The 18,601-nt window shown below is 39.4% G+C and carries 24 protein-coding genes and 1 pseudogene; 19 read left to right on the top strand and 6 right to left on the bottom strand.

What is annotated here, in order from left to right:
• Positions 1 to 96 precede the first annotated feature (96 nt).
• From MJO53_RS13775 to MJO53_RS13725, 11 genes are all read left to right on the top strand, one after another.
• Positions 97 to 1,176, top strand: coding sequence for a serine hydrolase domain-containing protein (locus tag MJO53_RS13775; protein ID WP_252079506.1), 1,080 nt, complete (start codon positions 97 to 99; stop codon positions 1,174 to 1,176).
• 24 nt (positions 1,177 to 1,200) lie between these two features.
• Positions 1,201 to 2,067: an SDR family oxidoreductase gene (locus MJO53_RS13770; RefSeq protein ID WP_252079505.1), complete on the top strand. Its 867-nt coding sequence runs from the start codon at positions 1,201 to 1,203 to the stop codon at positions 2,065 to 2,067.
• Positions 2,068 to 2,079: 12 nt separating this feature from the next.
• Entirely contained in the window at positions 2,080 to 2,463 is a 384-nt protein-coding gene (locus MJO53_RS13765) for a hypothetical protein (RefSeq protein WP_252079504.1), read from the top strand.
• Positions 2,460 to 3,077: a CatB-related O-acetyltransferase gene (locus tag MJO53_RS13760; protein ID WP_252079503.1), complete on the top strand. Its 618-nt coding sequence runs from the start codon at positions 2,460 to 2,462 to the stop codon at positions 3,075 to 3,077. Before MJO53_RS13765 ends, MJO53_RS13760 begins: the two co-directional genes overlap by 4 nt.
• 236 nt (positions 3,078 to 3,313) lie before the next feature.
• Positions 3,314 to 3,958, top strand: coding sequence for a hypothetical protein (locus MJO53_RS13755; RefSeq protein ID WP_252079502.1), 645 nt, complete (start codon positions 3,314 to 3,316; stop codon positions 3,956 to 3,958).
• 37 nt (positions 3,959 to 3,995) lie between these two features.
• Positions 3,996 to 5,129, top strand: coding sequence for a serine hydrolase domain-containing protein (locus tag MJO53_RS13750; protein WP_252079501.1), 1,134 nt, complete (start codon positions 3,996 to 3,998; stop codon positions 5,127 to 5,129).
• A 4-nt stretch (positions 5,130 to 5,133) separates the two neighbouring features.
• Complete coding sequence (locus tag MJO53_RS13745; protein ID WP_252079500.1) at positions 5,134 to 6,387, top strand: S41 family peptidase; 1,254 nt, start codon at positions 5,134 to 5,136, stop codon at positions 6,385 to 6,387.
• Between the two features lie 170 nt (positions 6,388 to 6,557).
• The gene (locus MJO53_RS13740) at positions 6,558 to 6,899 is read left to right on the top strand and encodes a pyruvate kinase (RefSeq protein WP_252079499.1); all 342 of its coding nucleotides are present in this window, start codon (positions 6,558 to 6,560) and stop codon (positions 6,897 to 6,899) included.
• A gap of 19 nt (positions 6,900 to 6,918) precedes the next feature.
• Positions 6,919 to 7,494, top strand: a complete 576-nt coding sequence (locus tag MJO53_RS13735) for a uracil-DNA glycosylase family protein (RefSeq protein WP_252079498.1) — start codon at positions 6,919 to 6,921, stop codon at positions 7,492 to 7,494.
• A 224-nt stretch (positions 7,495 to 7,718) separates the two neighbouring features.
• The gene (locus MJO53_RS13730) at positions 7,719 to 8,189 is read left to right on the top strand and encodes a VOC family protein (RefSeq protein ID WP_252079497.1); all 471 of its coding nucleotides are present in this window, start codon (positions 7,719 to 7,721) and stop codon (positions 8,187 to 8,189) included.
• 97 nt (positions 8,190 to 8,286) lie between these two features.
• Entirely contained in the window at positions 8,287 to 8,862 is a 576-nt protein-coding gene (locus MJO53_RS13725; protein ID WP_252079496.1) for a Crp/Fnr family transcriptional regulator, read from the top strand.
• On the opposite strand, the gene MJO53_RS13720 is transcribed toward MJO53_RS13725, so the two are convergent.
• Entirely contained in the window at positions 8,849 to 9,571 is a 723-nt protein-coding gene (locus MJO53_RS13720; RefSeq protein WP_252079495.1) for a DUF4386 domain-containing protein, read from the bottom strand. The genes MJO53_RS13725 and MJO53_RS13720 overlap by 14 nt on opposite strands.
• A gap of 173 nt (positions 9,572 to 9,744) precedes the next feature.
• Between MJO53_RS13720 and MJO53_RS13715 the strand changes: the two genes are divergently transcribed.
• From MJO53_RS13715 to MJO53_RS13690, 6 genes are all read left to right on the top strand, one after another.
• Positions 9,745 to 10,320: a Crp/Fnr family transcriptional regulator gene (locus MJO53_RS13715; RefSeq protein ID WP_252079494.1), complete on the top strand. Its 576-nt coding sequence runs from the start codon at positions 9,745 to 9,747 to the stop codon at positions 10,318 to 10,320.
• A gap of 81 nt (positions 10,321 to 10,401) precedes the next feature.
• Positions 10,402 to 11,025 carry an NADPH-dependent FMN reductase gene (locus MJO53_RS13710; RefSeq protein ID WP_252079493.1) on the top strand — a complete coding sequence of 208 codons (624 nt, stop codon included), beginning with the start codon at positions 10,402 to 10,404 and terminating at the stop codon, positions 11,023 to 11,025.
• An 11-nt stretch (positions 11,026 to 11,036) separates the two neighbouring features.
• Positions 11,037 to 11,765, top strand: a complete 729-nt coding sequence (locus MJO53_RS13705; protein WP_252079492.1) for a GNAT family N-acetyltransferase — start codon at positions 11,037 to 11,039, stop codon at positions 11,763 to 11,765.
• A gap of 149 nt (positions 11,766 to 11,914) precedes the next feature.
• Positions 11,915 to 12,538, top strand: a complete 624-nt coding sequence (locus tag MJO53_RS13700) for a hypothetical protein (RefSeq protein WP_252079491.1) — start codon at positions 11,915 to 11,917, stop codon at positions 12,536 to 12,538.
• Positions 12,539 to 12,556: 18 nt separating this feature from the next.
• On the top strand, positions 12,557 to 12,958 hold the full coding sequence (locus MJO53_RS13695; RefSeq protein ID WP_252079490.1) for a DoxX family protein: 402 nt from the start codon (positions 12,557 to 12,559) through the stop codon (positions 12,956 to 12,958).
• A gap of 25 nt (positions 12,959 to 12,983) precedes the next feature.
• Positions 12,984 to 13,295 carry an antibiotic biosynthesis monooxygenase family protein gene (locus tag MJO53_RS13690; RefSeq protein ID WP_252079489.1) on the top strand — a complete coding sequence of 104 codons (312 nt, stop codon included), beginning with the start codon at positions 12,984 to 12,986 and terminating at the stop codon, positions 13,293 to 13,295.
• A 7-nt stretch (positions 13,296 to 13,302) separates the two neighbouring features.
• On the opposite strand, the pseudogene MJO53_RS17005 reads toward MJO53_RS13690, so the two are convergent.
• From MJO53_RS17005 to MJO53_RS13670, 5 genes and pseudogenes are all read right to left on the bottom strand, one after another.
• Positions 13,303 to 13,467: pseudogene (locus MJO53_RS17005) on the bottom strand (GNAT family N-acetyltransferase); the annotation flags it as partial.
• Between the two features lie 41 nt (positions 13,468 to 13,508).
• Entirely contained in the window at positions 13,509 to 13,964 is a 456-nt protein-coding gene (locus tag MJO53_RS13685; RefSeq protein ID WP_252079488.1) for a GNAT family N-acetyltransferase, read from the bottom strand.
• Between the two features lie 71 nt (positions 13,965 to 14,035).
• Positions 14,036 to 14,380, bottom strand: a complete 345-nt coding sequence (locus MJO53_RS13680; RefSeq protein WP_252079487.1) for a 5-carboxymethyl-2-hydroxymuconate Delta-isomerase — start codon at positions 14,378 to 14,380, stop codon at positions 14,036 to 14,038.
• A gap of 13 nt (positions 14,381 to 14,393) precedes the next feature.
• Complete coding sequence (locus tag MJO53_RS13675; protein ID WP_252079486.1) at positions 14,394 to 15,875, bottom strand: serine hydrolase domain-containing protein; 1,482 nt, start codon at positions 15,873 to 15,875, stop codon at positions 14,394 to 14,396.
• 198 nt (positions 15,876 to 16,073) lie between these two features.
• Entirely contained in the window at positions 16,074 to 17,288 is a 1,215-nt protein-coding gene (locus MJO53_RS13670; protein WP_252079485.1) for an alpha/beta hydrolase family protein, read from the bottom strand.
• Between the two features lie 177 nt (positions 17,289 to 17,465).
• Between MJO53_RS13670 and MJO53_RS13665 the strand changes: the two genes are divergently transcribed.
• Positions 17,466 to 17,915, top strand: coding sequence for a DMT family transporter (locus tag MJO53_RS13665; RefSeq protein ID WP_252079484.1), 450 nt, complete (start codon positions 17,466 to 17,468; stop codon positions 17,913 to 17,915).
• 25 nt (positions 17,916 to 17,940) lie between these two features.
• Complete coding sequence (locus tag MJO53_RS13660) at positions 17,941 to 18,570, top strand: NAD(P)H-dependent oxidoreductase (RefSeq protein ID WP_252079483.1); 630 nt, start codon at positions 17,941 to 17,943, stop codon at positions 18,568 to 18,570.
• Positions 18,571 to 18,601 lie beyond the last annotated feature (31 nt).

Below are 18,601 nucleotides of genomic sequence, written 5' to 3'. Positions count from 1 at the left end.
CTCTCCCTACTTCGTTTCAGATTATAATTTAGAACGATTGGCATATCGATCCGGTGAATCTTTGCCCTAAAATCAATAATCTAAAAACGAACAGTTATGACAACATTACACAAATTCTTAGTCCCATTGGCAATTAGCACGGTCATGCTTTTTACATCTTGCTCAAAAGATGACGACAATAGCACACCTACAGTTGATTACACCACCGTTGAAAATTTATTAACCGAGAGCGACTTTAAAGGCTATGCCATTATCACAAAAAATGGTAATGATTTGGTACGGCAGGGTTTTGGGTTGGCCAATGAAAATACTGCATTGCCACAAGATTACGATCTGGCCTACCGAATTGGTTCGGTAAGCAAAACATTGACGGCCGCTGCGGTTGTTCAGTTAAAACGTGATGGTCTCATCTCTGGTTTTGATCAAACCCTGGATGAGTTCGATATTGAATTTCCAAACGGTGACCAAATTACCCTTGCCCATTTATTATCGCACCAATCGGGTATTCCTGATTATCAATTAATAATTGAAGATGCCTACGAACAAGGCGAAACTTTGGATGAAGAAGATATTTACGGAGTCATTATCGAAATGATCGATGAAAACGGACTCAATTTTGTACCGGGCGAGGGAAAGGAATACTCAAACTCGAACTTTTTGATTGCCGCCATGTTGATTCAAGAATTATCGGGAACCGCCCATCACGAATACATTGAGCAAAACATTTTGCTTCCTTTGGAAATGGAAACCACCTACAAAGGTTCTGACCAAATTGATACCGACATCCATGCCCAAGGGTACAATAATGGCAACATCAATAGCACATATCCTATGACCATTGCATTTGGTGCAGGTGATTTTAGCAGTACGCCAAGGGATATGGAAACTTGGACCAACGCCGTAAAAACAAACTGGTTTACCGAAACTGAAAAAGCCGAAATATTTGCCCGAGACATACCGAGTGGTTATGTGGATTTTGGCCTTGGTTGGTTTACGACCCAAGAGGGCAATACCACCATGTATTGGCACGGCGGGGATATCAATGGGTACTGGAGCATGATCGGTTTTATACCAAAATATGATGCTACCATTGTACTATTAAGCAACCAGCAAGATGATACAGGAGCGCAACGCAATACCATTATCCAACAATTATTGACGAACGAGTTCGATTAATATAACCCTCTACATATATTGACAATGAAACATACCAACGTATTATTGGCAGGCGCCACAGGGTATTTAGGGACTTACTTATTAAAAGAATTGATTGCAAAAGAAAATCAGGTAGTAGCCATTGTCCGTAATCCTGAGAAACTAAAAATCACCGATGAAAATTATTTAGAGCTTAAACAAGCCGAGATTACCAAACCGGAATCCTTGCGGGACATTTGTAAAGGTATTGACACGGTAATATCAACCGTTGGCATTACCCGGCAAAAAGACGGCCTTACCTATATGGATGTAGATTATAAGGCCAATATGAATTTATTGGAAGAAGCCAAAAAAGCCCGTGTAAACCACTTTGTTTATGTTTCTGCAATCGATGGGGACAAATATAGAGACCTAAAAATTTTCGAGGCCAAGGAAAAGTTTGTCGATGCCCTTAAATCTTCCGGACTGGACTATACAATAGTAAGACCAAATGGATTTTTTTCGGATATGAAAGACTTTTTACACATGGCCAAATCCGGTCGGGTGTACGTGTTCGGGTCTGGCAATCAAAAATTCAACCCAATACATGGTGAAGATCTGGCGAGGACCATTGTAAATTCATTGGACGAACAACCTAAAGAATTGACCATTGGAGGACCCGATGTGCTTAGCCTGAATGCAATTGGAGAACTGGCCCTGACCGCATTGGACAAACCCGTAAAAATCGTTCATTTACCCGATTGGTCGAGAAAACTTACCATCTGGTTCCTCAGAACCTTTACCAGTGTAAAAACCTATGGCCCGATCGAGTTCTTTTTGACCTTAATGGCAGAGGACCATATTGCACCAACTTATGGAGAACATCGCTTAAAGGAGCATTACATTGAAGTGGCCAAAACCCTGAAAGATTAAACTGAACCTGCCATGAAAACTTGGGAAAAAGGGATATTAATTATTGTATCGGGTTACTGCGCAATGCATTTAGCCATCGTTATGCAAATAGTACCACATCATATTGTATGGGGCGGTAAAATCGATTCCATTGAAAAACTTTTCGTATTGGAAGGATTTGCATTGGCAACAATGCTATTTCTAGGGATAGTCCTAGCTATGAAAAACAAGATTATAAAACCTATTTTTACGGATAAGGTAATAAAAAGGATACTATTGGTATTTTCGGTGTTTTTTATATTGAATACCCTTGGTAACCTTATGGCAGAAACCAATATTGAAAAAGTCCAGGCCGTTATCACCCTGTACTTGGCCTTTGCATTGTTCAAATCATCAAAACAAATTGAAACTTTATGAAAATTCCTGACCCAAATACGGTTTACCCATTGGCGAATTACAAAAATCTATGTTTTTTAAAAAACTACATCAACAACCCTAACATAGTAGTTGGTGATTATACCTATTACGATGATTTTGAAGATGTAGGCAATTTTGAGAAAAACGTAAAATATCATTTTGATTTTGTTGGGGACAAGCTCATTATCGGTAAGTTTTGTATGATCGCATCGGACGCCACTTTTATAATGAACGGGGGCAATCATTTAACAGAAGCGACATCTGCGTACCCTTTTGCCATTTTCGGCGGTGCTTGGCAAGATGCCATGAAAGACAAAAGTTACCCGACCAAAGGGGACACGGTTATCGGGAATGATGTATGGATCGGGCACGGTGCAACCCTTATGCCAGGGGTAAAAATTGGTGATGGAGCCATTATTGCCACGAAGGCTGTAGTCACAAAAGATGTGGAACCCTACACTATAGTTGGCGGAAATCCAGCGAAAAAAATAAAAAAGCGTTTTTCCGAGGATATCATCTCAAAACTATTGGAACTGCAATGGTGGGATTGGGATATTGAAAAAATCACCCAAAATGTACATAAACTCACTAGGGGTCCAGAGACCTTGCTCTAAACCATAAAGCTATCTTTTGCAAAAAGGCCCAACAGGTTAAATGTTGGGCTTTTTTTATGCTTTCCCCATGCTAGTTCTCATCGTGTCAATAAAAGAAAGTAGAGACTCCAGGACTCAAACAAAAAAAGGTTTGAAATCATAATTCAGTACGATTGGCCTTCCGTTCAGGGATTTCTTTGCATCATCAAATTAAGTAATCATACATCAAAAAACGAACAGTCAAACAATTATCAAAAATGAAAAAACTAATTATCATCTGCCTAACACTTTGTACTTTCAATGCTTTTGCACAGGACAACACCGAATCATTGAACAATAATGGTTCGGCGTTCAAATACAGGGCCAGCTTTCCGGCAATTATCTTGGCCAACATTGGTGAAGGAGGACAAAGAACCAACACCCAGCACATTGAGCTTCACGTAAAGCGCGAATTGGATTCAAAGAACATCATTGGGGTCAAATTCGCTACTTGGAGGTTGTTTCAGCCCATGGGCATTCAATGGTGGGATGGCCTTTTGGACAAAATAGATTCTGAAACTGAGTTCTATCCCGGTTATCTGAGGGAAACAGGCATAGGAATATCGTACCAACGCATGCTCTGGAAAGGATTGTTCGCCTCGGTGGAAGTATTGCCCCAATACAAAACGTATTTGGATTTGAACGACAAAAAAATAGCGAACGGCTTTAAGCTCTATACCTCGTATCACCTTGGTTATCACATTGCTTTTGGCAAAAAGAAACGCATATTTATAGAACCTCAGATCCATTGCCAAAACTGGATGTTCGATACCAACACCCCGGAGGCATTTAAACAATTGGACAATAAATGGAAATCCTATTTCCTTTTTGAGCCCAACCTGTATGTGGGGATAAAATTTTAATTTAAAGAACGATCAAACCATTTTTATAATTAGCAATATGAAAACTATACTTTCAGGTTTAATACTATTGATGGGATTTTCCTGCCTTGGCCAACAAACTACAAACAAGGACATCGAAACATTGTTTTATGCCCAATTGGAAAGAGAGAATGTACACAATGCCTTTTTGCAGGTGTACTCCAAATCCAAAGGCATCGACATTCAATTGGCCGATAACGATAACGGTTCAGAAAACCCTTTGTCCATAGACAACCCCATTTATACGGCCAGCATCACTAAAATGCTAACGGCCACCGCCATTGGTATTTTAAAGGATGGCAAGAAGTTGGATTTTGAAGACAAGATATACCGGTACCTTCCGGAGCAATTGATGAAGAACCTTCATGTGTTTGAAGGTAAAGCATACTCCAAAGACATTACAATTGCCCATTTATTGCAACACACTTCAGGTTTACCGGATTATTTTACCGGCACCACAGTTGATGGAAGTCCGAATGTTATCAATCAATTATTGGTCGATACGAGTAAATCTTGGTCTCCTCAAGAAATGATCGAGTTTGCCAAAGAAAAGATGGTGCCCCATTTTGTCCCCGGGCAAGGCTATCATTACACCGATACGGAATATGTTCTTTTGGCCCTGATCATTGAAAACGTAAGCGGCACCACTTTAGATCGGTTCTTTCAACAGTTCATTTTTGAACCTTTGGAAATGGATGCCTCTTATATCAATTTAAAATCAGCTCCCATAAAAAACCCATTGCCCATGGCCAAATTTTATGCTGGTGATATTGCTTTATCGTCCATTCAAAGTTTGAGTGCCGACTGGGGCGGTGGTGGTCTGGTGTCCACGACCCAAGATCTTATCCAATTTCTAAGAGCCTTTCAAGACGATAAAATCGTAAAAAAAGAAACCCGTTTGGCCATGCAACATTGGGTGCGCGAAACCAAGGGAATGGAATATGGTTTTGGGATACGAAAAGTATCTTTCAAAAACCTTTTTGATACCGATACAAAATTGGAAATTATAGGTCATACTGGCAGTACCGCCTCTTTTTTATGGTACTGTCCTCAACTGGATACGTATATTGCAGGTACCTTGAACCAATTGGAAGCTTCAAGGAGCATACCGCAATTGGTGTTCGAAATACTTACCTTAATTGAAAATAAATAGTCGTATGGGGACCCTACACAAAGTATTGATTTATTTTTTGATTCTTATCATCTCTACAGTATTGAATATACTGTTTGCCCAAACAGCTGACAAAATAGATTGGCAAGAGGATCTTAAAACATACAGGTCTTCGTTGGAAGAAAGACACATCCATCTTTTTCATTCGGTGACCGAAGGGGAATTTACCAAGGAGTGGAACGCTATTTACGACCGTGTCGATAATTTGGGCGATTTTCAAATCATTCTGGAACTAATGCGGTTAACAAGACTCGTGAATGATGGCCATACGGCTGTATCGTTAAGAAATGTGCCCATACATCGGTTTCCTTTTGAGGTCAAATTTATAGATCAGGGATGGTATGTAATAAAGGCGGACAAATCATATGAAAACTTGTTGAAACTAAGATTGTCCGCCATTGATGGCGTTCCGATCGAAGAAGTTATGGCCAAGGTTTCCGAAGTGGCCCAGTTTGTGGAAAACGAATACTCACAAAGCATCAGGACAGGAAGTTATATGAATATCAGCGAATTGCTCTTGGCGCTTGACATTACTAAGAACGAACAAGAAGCCGTGTTTACTTTCCTAGATCCAGATAATACGGAAGTAAAAATAACATTGGAGGCCATAGATGAAGCTTCATACCATAAAACAACGGATTTTGTTCATGTAAGCAGCGGAGTGCCCGAAATAACCAAACCATACAACCCCAAATTCCGCTATTTGTGGTACGCACCTATCCAAGGTACCAAGGCTCTCTATATTAATTTTGAAAGCTACCCGACCTTTGCACAGATGCAGGTCTTTGGGGAAGAGCTGGTTGGCTCTATTTCTGCGAATCAGATAAAACAGGTGGTGATAGATATGCGCAACAATGGTGGCGGCGATCTATATGTCGGCGTGGTTTTGGCCTATGCCCTGAACCTTGCCGATTCCATAGACTGGGAAAACGGGGTGTATGTATTGACAAGCAACAGAACTTTTTCCGCAGGTACCAGCAATGCAGCGCTATTTAAACAACTGTTGAACGCAAAAGTTGTAGGTCAGCCCACCGGTTCCAATCCAAATGGATACCAAGATATGGACAGTTTTACATTGCCCAATTCAAAATTAACGATAACCTATTCCAAAAGACTTTTCCGTTTATCCAATCAAGGAAACACGGCCCTGCAACCAGATAATTTGATAACCGAGACACGCAGCGATTTGCTTAAAGGGACCGATACAGTTTTAAAGGAACTAATAAAAGGTTTACAATAAAAATTCTATACCCACCAGTTAGGATATCTTTAAAAAATACTATTCTATGCAAGGGCCCTATTATATAAAGTTCAGAGGAACATATTTCCCCACTCAGCACTGTTGATAACAAATCAAACATTCCTTAGGTATACTATGAATAGGCTTTTATTTTTGGCGGCCAGTAGCCTATGAGACCACTAGAAATCGGAGATAAAGTATACAATGTGACCCAAGATGGGTTCGATGATTTTAAGCGCTATACCTTTTCTGTAGTTGTAGAACTTACCAAAACTTTGGCCATACTAAAAAACGGGACCCGCTTGGTGAACTACCCTAAACCCTCTTATATTATGGAAGATATCGGTTATTCCGTATATCGTCAACGCGGGGTGCATTGGCATTTGGTATCCATAAATGCCATTAGGGAAGCACAAATAGAAAACAAAAAAATTGAAGTACACGACTGGTTCAAGGACAAAAAATTTACTTTAGAAGAAAAGCAGGCGATTTACGAGCTTTTTACCAAGTAAAAAGGTAAATTAAGCCCAAATGGATCAACTCTTACATCAAATCCAAGACTGTAACCTCTGCGAAAAACATTTGGCATTGGGACCAAGACCTATTGTTGCGGCCCATCCAAAATCCAAAATCGCTATTATTGGACAAGCCCCGGGAGCCAAAGTTCACCAAACAGGTGTACCTTGGGACGACCCAAGCGGAAAAAAACTGAGGGAGTGGCTCAATGTAACAGAACAACAATTTTACAACCAACAGTTATTTGCATTGATTCCCATGGGGTTTTGCTATCCAGGCAAGGGAAAATCCGGGGATCTGCCTCCTCGACCCGAATGCGCTCCAAAATGGCACAATCCATTAATGGACCAAATGCCCAACCTCGATCTCATTATTTTAATAGGCCAGTATGCCCAAAACCATTACTTGGGAGGTACTATGAAAAGAAACCTGACCGAGACCGTGAACAACTATAATATTTATTTGCCCAAATATTTTGTACTCCCCCACCCATCTCCACGAAATAGGTTTTGGTTGCAAAAAAACCCTTGGTTCGGTAAACAGGTACTACCGGAATTGCAGAAACGGGTAAATGCATTGATCACACCCTAGGCTTCCCATTTTATAATCGACTAAAAGGATCAATGTACCCTACTTCCTATTGAAGCAACATCCTATCCAAAACAGGGCCGGGCAAACCTAGTAGACCAAAAATCATCCTTATTAATGTAGCTTAAGAAAATTAGGGCAATACTTGGTTTTCTTTGTAAAAGTATGCGATGATGAAGTCGCTTTGCTTTTATAAGATCTTTAAATCACATCCATAATTTTCCATCATGATAAATCGTATATCAACTTTAATCATAACACTTTTATTGACCATTGTTTCTTGTAAAAGGGAAAGCAATGGCTCCTCATCTCAAGAAACGACACTTCGATTGGAACTGTTTACATCCGATATGGAAGCATCCATTAACTTTTACACAGATGTTCTTGGCTTCACCATGGCGGGAGAAAAACCAGACCCATCGTATCAAGTCGTAACTAAAGGTGGTGTAGTGTTGGGGATTGGTCCCATACTAAAACTTTCCCCAGACCATTATTTTGATCCCAAGCTAAAAAGCATCCAAAAAGGTTATGGAACGGAAATTGTTATAGAGGTCGAAGACATTGGCGAGTTGTATCAGAAAGTGAAATCAAACGGATATCCGATACATTCCGACTTAAAAAAGCAAAATTGGGGTCTCACTGATTTCCGTTTGATAGACCCTGATGGTTATTACCTTCGAATTACTTCAAAAGATTAGTGCTTGGACCATTTTTGGGGTAAAACCAAGGTTTAAATACGAACTTGTGCATGGATTTGTTATCTTGAGAGCAGCGTCAAACATCTAAAAGATCGTATTGAAAAGTGAAATTGTCCAATTGTTGGAAAATGCTCTGACCCTGACCGATGAGGAAGCCTTGGTCGTGACCCAATGTATTCCTATCCATAAATTTTCGAAAGGTCATATTTTATTGCGCGAAGGTCAGGTTTCCAACGAGTCCTATTTTAACATACAGGGGCTGGTACGGAAGTATTATATGGTAGATGGTGAAGAAAAAACCACGGAATTCTATGTTGAGCAAGATGCTATTTCTTCCTTGCAGAGTTATCATCTTAAAATTCCCTCCAACCATTATCTGGAATGCATTGAAGACTGTAGATTGGCTATCTTATCAAGAACAAGCGAGAAAAAACTATTCAAACATGTACCTGCCTTCGAATCCATTTGTAGGGTTTCTGTGGAGGAGGAACTTGGAACGTACCAGGATAAATTGGCCCAGTTCATGATTTCCAGTCCAGAAAAACGATACATAGACCTATTGGAAAATAGGCCTGACCTTTTACAGCGTATCCCACAGTACCATTTGGCAAGTTACCTGGGCATAAAACCTGAATCGTTGAGCAGGATACGAAAACGCATCAGTTCTCGGTAGTACGACCCGACCAGTTGTACTTTCTATTAAACCGGTTTGTCCAGAATCCTTGGAACAACAACCAAATCGTAAAAGTCAATTCACCCAATACACCGCAGATAAGTACCACTATTTCAAAAGTTTCCTTGTAATTTTTGTAGCTGTCCAGAAAGAGTTTGGCCAAACCATCCAATAGGTACCCAGAAGCCGCTAAAAGCAGTATTCCTCCAATGCCGTTTGCAATCCTATGGGATTTTAAACAGAGGTACCCCAAAACCAACAAGTGCATTCCAAAGAGCAACAATCCAATATTCCAAGTTGCATTAAAATTGGCCAGTGCGGCAATTACCAACTCCTGCAATTGCTTTTCATCCATTATTAAGGATGGGTGTGTATTTCGGTAAATACTGAACAAACTCATCAATGCGACAGTAAAAACCAATGCATGGGAGAGTCGCAACAGAGATGCGAAAATGGTCACTTTTTTGTTGACGTGATGTGTTACAAAATACAACGAGCCTACCAAGGAGATATCAAAAAGTAGCATCACAACAAAACCTAATATCCCTTGACGGAACAATGAGCGAAATTCAACAAAATTGCTGACAGTAATTTCTGGATCTGAGGGAACTACCAGTTTTTCCAAAACAAAAAAGTTAGCATAAAATCCAGCAACGAACAGCAGAATATAACTGATACCCGAAAATTTTATCGATGGTTTGTAGCACATTGTAAAACATGTTTAAAGCCAGGCAAAGCTAAACTTCGATGTAACAAAATTCATTGACTTTGGTTAAGAACTTCTTGTGTCAAAAAATTGGTTAGCATACATTTTTTGTCAATTTAAGGGATGTATCATTAGCCTTTGTTCAACTTTTAGTAATTTCAGGTTTAAATTGAATTTTGGATTCCAAGGCCCAACTAATATCGCATTTAAAGGAAAGTATCAGGCTTACGCCCGAGGAAGAATCCCTGGTATGCGATAGCTATTCCGAAATAAAGCTAAAAAAGAAGGAGGTTTTGCTTTTTGCCGGGGAGGTATCCTCGCATATGCGTTTTATAGCAAAGGGTTGCCTTAGGGCCTATCACATGGATGAAGAGGCTAAAGAACACATCGTACAATTTGGCATAGAAGGTTGGTGGGTGAACGATCTCTATAGTTATCTGACCCGAACCCCTGCCAAACAATTTGTACAGGCCCTGGAGCCTTCCGTGGTTTTACAAATTCATCGAGATACGTTAAACGATCTATATAACAAAGTTCCTGCCATTGAGCGGTTTTATAGATTGAAGTTCGAAAATGCGTATGTAGCCCTACAAGATCGCACTATTAATTCCATGAGCAAAACAGCAGAAGAACGTTATTTGGAATTCCGCACGAAGTATAGAAGCATAGAGCAGCGCGTACCCCAATATATGGTTGCCTCGTATCTGGGAATTACCCCGGAATTTTTAAGTGCATTGCGAAAAAAACGGTAACAAAAGCATTTCTTAATCCACCTTAAGATTAAAAATTTCCCCTCTATTTAGGTTTGCACTGACCATACACATTAGTGCAGCATGAAAAAAATAATAGCGATCTCGGGCAGTAATGGCCGTAACTCCATTCATAAAAAGTTGATCGGTTATATTCTAAAGGAATTTGCCGAAAATGATATTGAGTATATTGATCTTGAAACGTTTGACCTACCTATTTACAGTCCGGATATCGAAAAAGAGGGCTTTCCCATCCAAGTCAAGGAGCTTTTTCAAATTATCACCTCGGCAGATGGATTTATCATCGCATCGCCAGAGCACAATGGCCTGCCTACAACTTTTTTAAAGAACCATATTGATTGGCTTTCACGCATAGATCAACGGTTTTTTGGCGATAAGCCCATTCTTCTTTTAAGTGCCTCGCCCGGAAAACTAGGCGGTAGTACCCACCTCAATATTTTAGAAAGATTGATGCCCAATTGGGGTGGAAAAATGGTGGGGCGATTTTCCTTAGGTGCATTCCATAAAACATTCGATATAGAATATAATGAACTGGTTAGGCTGGAAGACAAACTGGAACTAAAAGCTGTGGTCCATAATCTTCTGAACTACCACAATCAACCTAATGGTAGGTTCAGAACACAATTAGAAATGGATTCATTTATGGATGAAATCAAGCATAATCTAAAGTCCAAAGGATTTATATAATAAGAGAAATCATGAACAAACAAATCATTGCGCATTTATTTGAACTGTGGGAACAGATTGGAAAACATACCGATTCTTTTAACAAGGAAAGAGGCTTTGCCTTTACAAAACCAGAGCCCGACTCATGGCCCAGTAAAGTTTACAACATTGAGGTCGATCAAATAAATATTAAAGATGTACAGCGAAGGATTCGCACAGGTGAAATTCCCAATTCGATTGGAATACCCGAGTGCGAAAACACGAAACAGTTGTTGGAATCCAATAATTTTTGCTCCACCTCCAAGGTAAAAGCCATGGCCATGAGCACCGAGCAATTATATTACGATGATATTGACGAGTCTGAATTTACACTCGTGGACTCAAGAAAGAAGGCACGTATTTTTGCGAAGACAGCATCGGCATCGTTCAGATATTTGGTAGATACCTCTGTAGTCCAATCCTTGATCAACAAAGAAAACATGCAGCTCTTTTTGGGGAGATGTAAGGATGACTTCCCAAGCTGCGGAATGGTCTATTTGGACCAAAATGGTATTTCAGGAATCCATATGATCGGTACCAGGGCAGAATTTCAGGGATTGGGCATGGGCAAAAAAATGACCCGATTCCTTATAAATCAATCAATAAAGTCAAATAGTAATATGGTATTTCTTGTGGCATCGGAGGCAGGTGAGCGTATTTATCACAAACTTGGTTTTTCCACGTATGGTAATTTGGAAAGCTTTTCGCTAACCGGACCATAAAACAGTGTCTGCTGACTAAGTTTTATAGGCGTCTCTTTTAAATAAAAGGAGCGTCTTCCCATTTTCTATGACCCTATTTTCTTTCTTAATATACCTTAAGTATTCCTTTTTGGTTTGCATGTAGGTTTGTCCCAATAAAATTTAGAACAATGGGCAAGGGCAAACTTCTATTCATCTTTTTAAATGTATTGGTTATTGGCGTTGGGTTTGGACAGGAACTACGTTTTGATCCCGATGTGGTATTGGGTAATCGATCTATCACATATAAACATTTGGTGAAATACACACTCAATCAAAAATTGACCGTCGATAATTTAACCCTGTTCGATACCGAGTACAACACCGATGAAAACAATCTCTTTTTTATAAGAAACACCGTTTCATATTCCATGTTCAAAAATGTGAGTGCAAATGCGGCTATCGGCATAAAAAATCCTGGGGCATTTAGCACTTTGTCAATGTCCTATACTTATCGGTCACCAAACTTTCTCGGTATTTATACCGTGGGCGGAACATATCAAAAAGGCGTGTCATTGGAGCAATCGCTTGTAATGAGCTATATGCCCGTGTTAGGAAAAGGTAACCGAGGATATCTGAATCTGCTGGCAACAGCAAATTTAAATTCGAATGGATACACAAGAGGCCTCCAACAAGTTAAGGTCGGTATCCAAAAAAAGCTACTGACCACTGGGATTGCTGTTAATCTAGACCAGTTCAATAACGCAAAAAGAACACTTACCAATTTCGGAATATTCTTTAAGTATAATTTTTAAATCAAAATAAATTGAATCATGAAACGAAACAAAAATGTTGCTATCCTTCTTTTTAGGGTTTCCATTCCCTTTACCATGCTGATTTATGGTATTGATAAAATTACAAACGGCACCGGGTTCATCGGCAGTTTATTGGATGCCTATAATTTGCCCTCCTTTTTTGTCTATGGGGTTTTTATAGGGGAAATAGTAGCACCACTAATGCTCGTGTTAGGCTACAGAAGTAGATTGGCAGGTTTACTATTAGCCTTTAATTGTTTATTGGCCATACTTATGGCCCAAATCCAACATATTTTCACATTAAACCAGTATGGCGGTTGGACATTAGACCTTTTGTTTATTTATCTTGTTGCAGGAGTCGCTTTTTATTTCAGTGGCGCAGGTGAACATGCTATCTCGACCTCTCATGCTTGGGACTGATGATAGCCAATAAAACAAAGTCAATATGTATGTAGTAATCTATCGGTTTAAAGTTATCCAAGGCAACGAAGTTGCTTTTGAGAACTTATGGCGGGCGATTACCAAAGCATTTATGGCCCATGCGGAAGGGCTTGGCTCCCGTCTCCATAAAACCGAGGCGGGAGTTTATATTGCATATGCCCAATGGCCGAGCAAGAACCACTGGAAGTCTGCAAAGGAAAAACTCCCCGAATCGGATCTTGAAATTATCCAAAATATGAATGATTGTTGCGAAACTGCGACTGTGCTACATCAAATGGAAGTGATGGATGATCTTCTTGTTTTTCCAAGTACCTAATCAAATACTAGAATTCCCACTTCGCGATGTCTTTCGTCTGTACTGTTGCCCTCAAACTTCTATAAAAAGTAATGGCCTTAGTGTTGTTGGTTTCAATTTCCCATCCTATCAAAGTCAAATTTTCACCCAAACCGTGTTCTCGTGCCTGTTCCACGAGCTTGCGCCCTACCCCTTTGTTTCGAAATTACTTTACCGGATACACATCTTCCATTGTTATATATTGGTATTATTTTCTAGTTTCATATGCAAAATCGGGTAAGGCTTTCCCAATGAATCCACTTCGGAGCGTCCAATTACTACAAATCGGCAATGTTTATAAAACCCAACAGCATTTTCATTCTGCTCATTAACATCAACTTTAGTCACATTTAAATGGTTGATACCAAAATCTAACAAGGTCCTTCCTATTCCTTTTCCTATATATGATGGATGGATGAATAGCATTTCCAAATTTTGATCGGCCACTCCAAGAAAGCCCATTATTTTTCCATTTTCATCTCTAATACCTTTTAAATCAACAGCATCTAAATAGGTATTTAAAATTAAAGGCTTGAAATAGGCTATGTCCTCTTCTTTTAAGAAGTGGTGAGTAGCTCTCACAGAGGCTTCCCATACATCTACAACTTCCTTGTATTCTGTTTTATCTATACTGGTAATTTTTTCTTCCATTTCTTAATTTTTATGTTGAAGAACTATGCTCCACCAAACACTAATAGCAATTTCTTTAACATTGAAAATAGTTAAGCCATGGTTTTGTTGCAATAGGTAGCTTTCTCAAAACCCCTGATGTTGATAGAGATGATGGGAACTTCGGGGAACATACCTTTGAGTTCCGAAACAATTTGTTTTGATAAATTGGCCTTTTGTTCGGTAGTTCTCCCTTCCATAATGTTTCCAAAAATGTGGATGAAGTCATCCTTTGCATTCCCTACCAAATAGTGTTCAAAAGGATTGATCCGTACCTTAATATCCTCGGGATCAAACAAACCTGTGGATTCTGCAGTTTTATAAACCAATTGTATTATGGATTCCGGCGATTGCGATTTAATGACTGTATTGGAACAGTCCAGTACAAAATGAGGCATACTAATTAGATTTTTATTTTTTGCGTTGCGTTAATTTCTCGATTTGTTCTAGTGCGTTTTCACAATAGAAACAATCCTCTTTTGGCTTAAGCTCCAGGGCCTTCCTATAACTTTTTATAGCATCCTCATCTCTATTGGATGCCATGTAAACTTCTCCCAATGTATCCCAAATATTTCCGTCATTGGGAAATAAATCACAGTTTAACCGTGCAATTGCCAAGGCCTTTTCCTGTTCTTGTTCTCTCAAGTACAGACCACTTAATCGATTTAGGTGCGAAGGTGAATCCAATTCTGCGCTATATTTCTTCTTTATAGCAGCGGACAGTTCTTTGTGGGTACCGGAAAAATCTTCTACAAAGTGAACTAGTTGCATTACCAAATTTTGAGGATAAGGTTCAGCAACATATGCTTCATCAAAAAGTATCCTTTCCAACTCAATGGGCATTCTTGATGTTTCTCTTGTGGACGAATTGGAGGCGAATAAAATAAGGGTATCTTCTTCTGGAAACCAAAGAAACTCAAAATAGCTCACCCCATTGAATCCGTTATGACCAATTATTTTGGTATTTCTATCCGATTCAAAAATGGCCCATCCATACGCATAATAGGTAGACTGCCCCACTTGTTCCTGAACATGAGGCCGGGTCAATAGATCTATGGAGGCTTTACGCAACACTTTTTGATCTCTCAATGCCAAATACCATCTATACATATCTTGCAAAGTAGAGTTGATTCCCCCATTGGCTTTTAAAGGCCAAGCGATTTTTCCATCCGCTAGATATCGATCAACATGATTTCCTTTATCAATTACATTGTACACATACTCATTGGCTACATGGTTCAAGTTCCAATTGGGCAAAATATAGCCGGTCTGTGTCATTCCGGAAGGAGCAAATAATTTTTCCTGAAGAAAGGTCTCGTAGGATTTTCCAGATACTTTTTCAATAATTTTACCAAGTACGCTGTACCCGGAGTTTGAGTAACTATACTTTTCGCCGGGTTCAAATCTAAGTTCGCTGGAGAACAACCGATCAAAATACTCTGCCTCTGGAATATGATCAAAATCCCCTTCGCCGATGCCATGGGAAAAACCTGCGGTATGTGTCAACAATTGGTGAATTGTGATATTTGCCTTGTCCAAAGGTATGTCTTTAAAATAGATGTGTAAAGGGTTATCCAGTTTAAGCCTTCCTTCTTCCTCCAATTTTAGGATGGCAGCTGCAGTAAATTGTTTGGTAACAGAACAAATATCAAAAACGGTTTCTTTGGTATTATAAATCGAATCCGCCGTGTTTGCCCAGCCATAGCCTTTATCCAGAATAACTTCATTGCCCTTAACAACCAATACAGCACCATTATATCCATTGGTCTCGGATGCCGATAAATAGTTGTCCAATCGCTGAACCAAATCTTGGGTTTTGGTAGGTAATTTTTGACCAAAACTCTCTGAGCAAAAGCTAAAGGCCATCAAAATAAGGAGATAGAATTTTCTCATGATAACTCGTTGTGTTTGTAATGGTTTTTATCGTAACCTGCGGGTAGAACAGTGTACTTTTTAATTCTGTTAAATTATGTCTTCTCGGTCGTGCTACAAACTTTACCCTTTCAAAAATATTTGTATTGGTAACATACCATTTAGATCAGTGTAAAAAAATCAGTGTAGGGGAACCTATAAAATATTATTCAGAAATGCCTATTCATCAACCAGCCAACTGGAAATTTCATCTAAAAATCCATCAACAAATCTCTTTTCAAGTTTTGAATATTCATCGCGATTGCCGGTCTCGGCTTTTTGAAAGAAATGGTTGGCCTTATCAAAGGTTTTAAATTGATAACTTGTCCCTGCACTCAGCAAAGCATTTTCCATTCTATCTTTATTTTGATGAATGGGCACTTGAAAATCCAGTCCGCCAAACAGACTTAAAACAGGAGTATTGAGTCGCTCAAAATCCTTGGAAGGGTCGTAATACAGAAAAGATGTTAAAGAAGGTAGACCATAGATAATATGGTATTCTTTTGCGGTAACCCTGACTTGCTCCGCTATCTTCTTCAAATCCAATTCCTTTTCTGAATTTTGGAACCATAAAATAGCCTGACTTGTATTTTGGAACGCTTCGAGCGCTGTTTCGATGTTGTTCTGGTCTTTTATGGCTCGCATTAATCTATTGTGAGCTGAAACATCCTCCTCTATCAATGAGGGTGAAATACCCAATTGTTTATGTTCCTCTCGAATTTGATAAAGCACGACATCGATCAATGGCACTGCCGGAGCCCCCATTAAAATTACTTTCTTAACTGATGTGTTCGCCACCGCGACCTTAGAGGCTACAATTCCACCTTGACTATGCCCTAATAGAGCAAAACTTTTGAACGTATGGGATTTTGACACTTTAAAATAGTCTATGATGCTTTCCAGATCCTTGGCGTGGTCATCGAGCGTGCTATTTACAAAATTCCCCGTACTCTCTCCAACTCCCCTATCATCGTATCGGAAAGAAGCAATTCCATTAGCTGCCAAATGCTCGGCAATGGTCTTAAATATCTTAAATCCCTCCAAAGTTTCATCCCTATCCTGTGGGCCACTTCCCGAACTCAAAATAACAAGCGATGTAGTTTTTAAATGAGAGGGGATCACCAGGGTTCCTCCAATGGCAACTTTTTCTGTTTTTATAACCATATCAATCGATACTGGTGGTTTTTTCTGGAAACTATTATTTCCAGAACAGGAAAATATTGCGAACAACAAAGCAGTTAAGCAAATTCCAAGTTGGGTACCAGCACTCAGCTTTTTGGACCCACTATCTGAACCTACTATCAGTTTCTCAAAAAACCGTGGCCTGTTTCCATAATTGGATTTTGATTCTAAAAATATCATTGGATTCTCTCTATTTGATGCTTGTTTTCCCATTCCCACAAAAATATTTTGTGGCCAGTACATCCGCATTGACTTTGGTTAAGAAACCATTCTTCAATCCGAATTAAAGTATGGTCCAAAGCTAGATTTGTGCGTTGTTTGGTTTCTTAATCTACCTTAAGAAATTCCGAGCTGTTGAACTATAGCTTTGCTTCATCAAAAAGTAAAGTCATGAATCAGTATATCAACATTTTATTGGCTTTTGTAGGTGGAGTGTTTCTGGCCATGCAAGGTGGATTAAATGCACAATTGGGCGTTCAATTAAAAAATCCGTTGTTGGCTTCGCTCACGGCATTTTTTTTTAGTACACTCTTTGTATTAGTGGTAGTGGTGATTAGTATCAAAAACATTCCTAACGCCTCTCAACTATGGAGTATTCCAAAACATTTATGGTTCACTGGAGCTCTTTTTAGCGTGATAGGGATAGGACTCTACTACTACACAATCCCGAAGCTGGGCATATCTACTATGATCTCCGTTGGTTTGTTCGGTCAACTTATTTTTTCAGCAATCGCCGGGCATTTTGGCTGGTTTGGACTGCCCCAAGAACCGATGGCCATAAAAAAAATGGTTGGATTGATAACAATGGTGATCGGCATTTTATTAATCAATAAAGTTTAAAACATTCAATTAAAAATCCAAGACAATGAATCTAGTAGAAAACCTAAAATGGCGTTATGCCACCAAAAAATTTGATGCTTCAAAAATGGTAAGCAAGGACGAGTTACAAAAACTGAAAGAGGCTGTGCAACTTTCCGCTTCATCCTACGGGCTTCAGCTGTATAAAGTTATGATTGTCTCCAACAAGGAACTTAAAGAAAAATTAAAGCCTGCCGCATGGGGCCAAGATCAGCTTACCGACGCCTCCCACATTTTTGTTTTTTGTAATTATACCGAAAGAAAAAACGAGCATATTGATGATTACATTAGAGCTACCTCTAAAATTCAGGACACGCCGATCGAGAAACTTGAGGGGTACAGTAATCTGATCAAGCAGAGTACATCGAGTAAATCGGATGTGGAATGGCAAAGCTGGTCTCAAAAGCAAACCTATTTGGCTCTTTCCAATCTATTGGCCGCCTGTGCGGAACTAAAAATTGATTCCTGTCCTATTGAGGGATTTGAACCTGAAAAGTTCAATGCCATTCTGGGTCTTGAGGAGCAAGGTTTAAATGCTGCGGTAATTGCAACGGTCGGATATCGTTCTTCCGAAGACCACACCCAGTTCAGAAAAAAGGTAAGAAAACCCATGGAAATTCTTTTTGAGGAAGTTTAAGCAATTTGCAAATTGCACAACCTTCAAAAGA

This window comes from Flagellimonas marinaquae (genome assembly GCF_023716465.1).
GTDB classification, from domain to species: domain Bacteria; phylum Bacteroidota; class Bacteroidia; order Flavobacteriales; family Flavobacteriaceae; genus Flagellimonas; species Flagellimonas alginolytica.
The sequence above is the reverse complement of the archived record's forward strand: the minus strand, read 5'-3'. Positions and strand labels throughout refer to the sequence as shown.

Coding starts and splice junctions, on each gene's coding strand:
- MJO53_RS13775 (WP_252079506.1), top strand. CDS start 97: ATGACAACATTACACAAATTCTTAGTCCCATTGGCAATTAGCACGGTC.
- MJO53_RS13770 (WP_252079505.1), top strand. CDS start 1,201: ATGAAACATACCAACGTATTATTGGCAGGCGCCACAGGGTATTTAGGG.
- MJO53_RS13765 (WP_252079504.1), top strand. CDS start 2,080: ATGAAAACTTGGGAAAAAGGGATATTAATTATTGTATCGGGTTACTGC.
- MJO53_RS13760 (WP_252079503.1), top strand. CDS start 2,460: ATGAAAATTCCTGACCCAAATACGGTTTACCCATTGGCGAATTACAAA.
- MJO53_RS13755 (WP_252079502.1), top strand. CDS start 3,314: ATGAAAAAACTAATTATCATCTGCCTAACACTTTGTACTTTCAATGCT.
- MJO53_RS13750 (WP_252079501.1), top strand. CDS start 3,996: ATGAAAACTATACTTTCAGGTTTAATACTATTGATGGGATTTTCCTGC.
- MJO53_RS13745 (WP_252079500.1), top strand. CDS start 5,134: ATGGGGACCCTACACAAAGTATTGATTTATTTTTTGATTCTTATCATC.
- MJO53_RS13740 (WP_252079499.1), top strand. CDS start 6,558: ATGAGACCACTAGAAATCGGAGATAAAGTATACAATGTGACCCAAGAT.
- MJO53_RS13735 (WP_252079498.1), top strand. CDS start 6,919: ATGGATCAACTCTTACATCAAATCCAAGACTGTAACCTCTGCGAAAAA.
- MJO53_RS13730 (WP_252079497.1), top strand. CDS start 7,719: ATGATAAATCGTATATCAACTTTAATCATAACACTTTTATTGACCATT.
- MJO53_RS13720 (WP_252079495.1), bottom strand. CDS start 9,571: ATGTGCTACAAACCATCGATAAAATTTTCGGGTATCAGTTATATTCTG.
- MJO53_RS13710 (WP_252079493.1), top strand. CDS start 10,402: ATGAAAAAAATAATAGCGATCTCGGGCAGTAATGGCCGTAACTCCATT.
- MJO53_RS13705 (WP_252079492.1), top strand. CDS start 11,037: ATGAACAAACAAATCATTGCGCATTTATTTGAACTGTGGGAACAGATT.
- MJO53_RS13700 (WP_252079491.1), top strand. CDS start 11,915: ATGGGCAAGGGCAAACTTCTATTCATCTTTTTAAATGTATTGGTTATT.
- MJO53_RS13695 (WP_252079490.1), top strand. CDS start 12,557: ATGAAACGAAACAAAAATGTTGCTATCCTTCTTTTTAGGGTTTCCATT.
- MJO53_RS13690 (WP_252079489.1), top strand. CDS start 12,984: ATGTATGTAGTAATCTATCGGTTTAAAGTTATCCAAGGCAACGAAGTT.
- MJO53_RS13685 (WP_252079488.1), bottom strand. CDS start 13,964: ATGGAAGAAAAAATTACCAGTATAGATAAAACAGAATACAAGGAAGTT.
- MJO53_RS13680 (WP_252079487.1), bottom strand. CDS start 14,380: ATGCCTCATTTTGTACTGGACTGTTCCAATACAGTCATTAAATCGCAA.
- MJO53_RS13675 (WP_252079486.1), bottom strand. CDS start 15,875: ATGAGAAAATTCTATCTCCTTATTTTGATGGCCTTTAGCTTTTGCTCA.
- MJO53_RS13670 (WP_252079485.1), bottom strand. CDS start 17,288: ATGGGAAAACAAGCATCAAATAGAGAGAATCCAATGATATTTTTAGAA.
- MJO53_RS13665 (WP_252079484.1), top strand. CDS start 17,466: ATGAATCAGTATATCAACATTTTATTGGCTTTTGTAGGTGGAGTGTTT.
- MJO53_RS13660 (WP_252079483.1), top strand. CDS start 17,941: ATGAATCTAGTAGAAAACCTAAAATGGCGTTATGCCACCAAAAAATTT.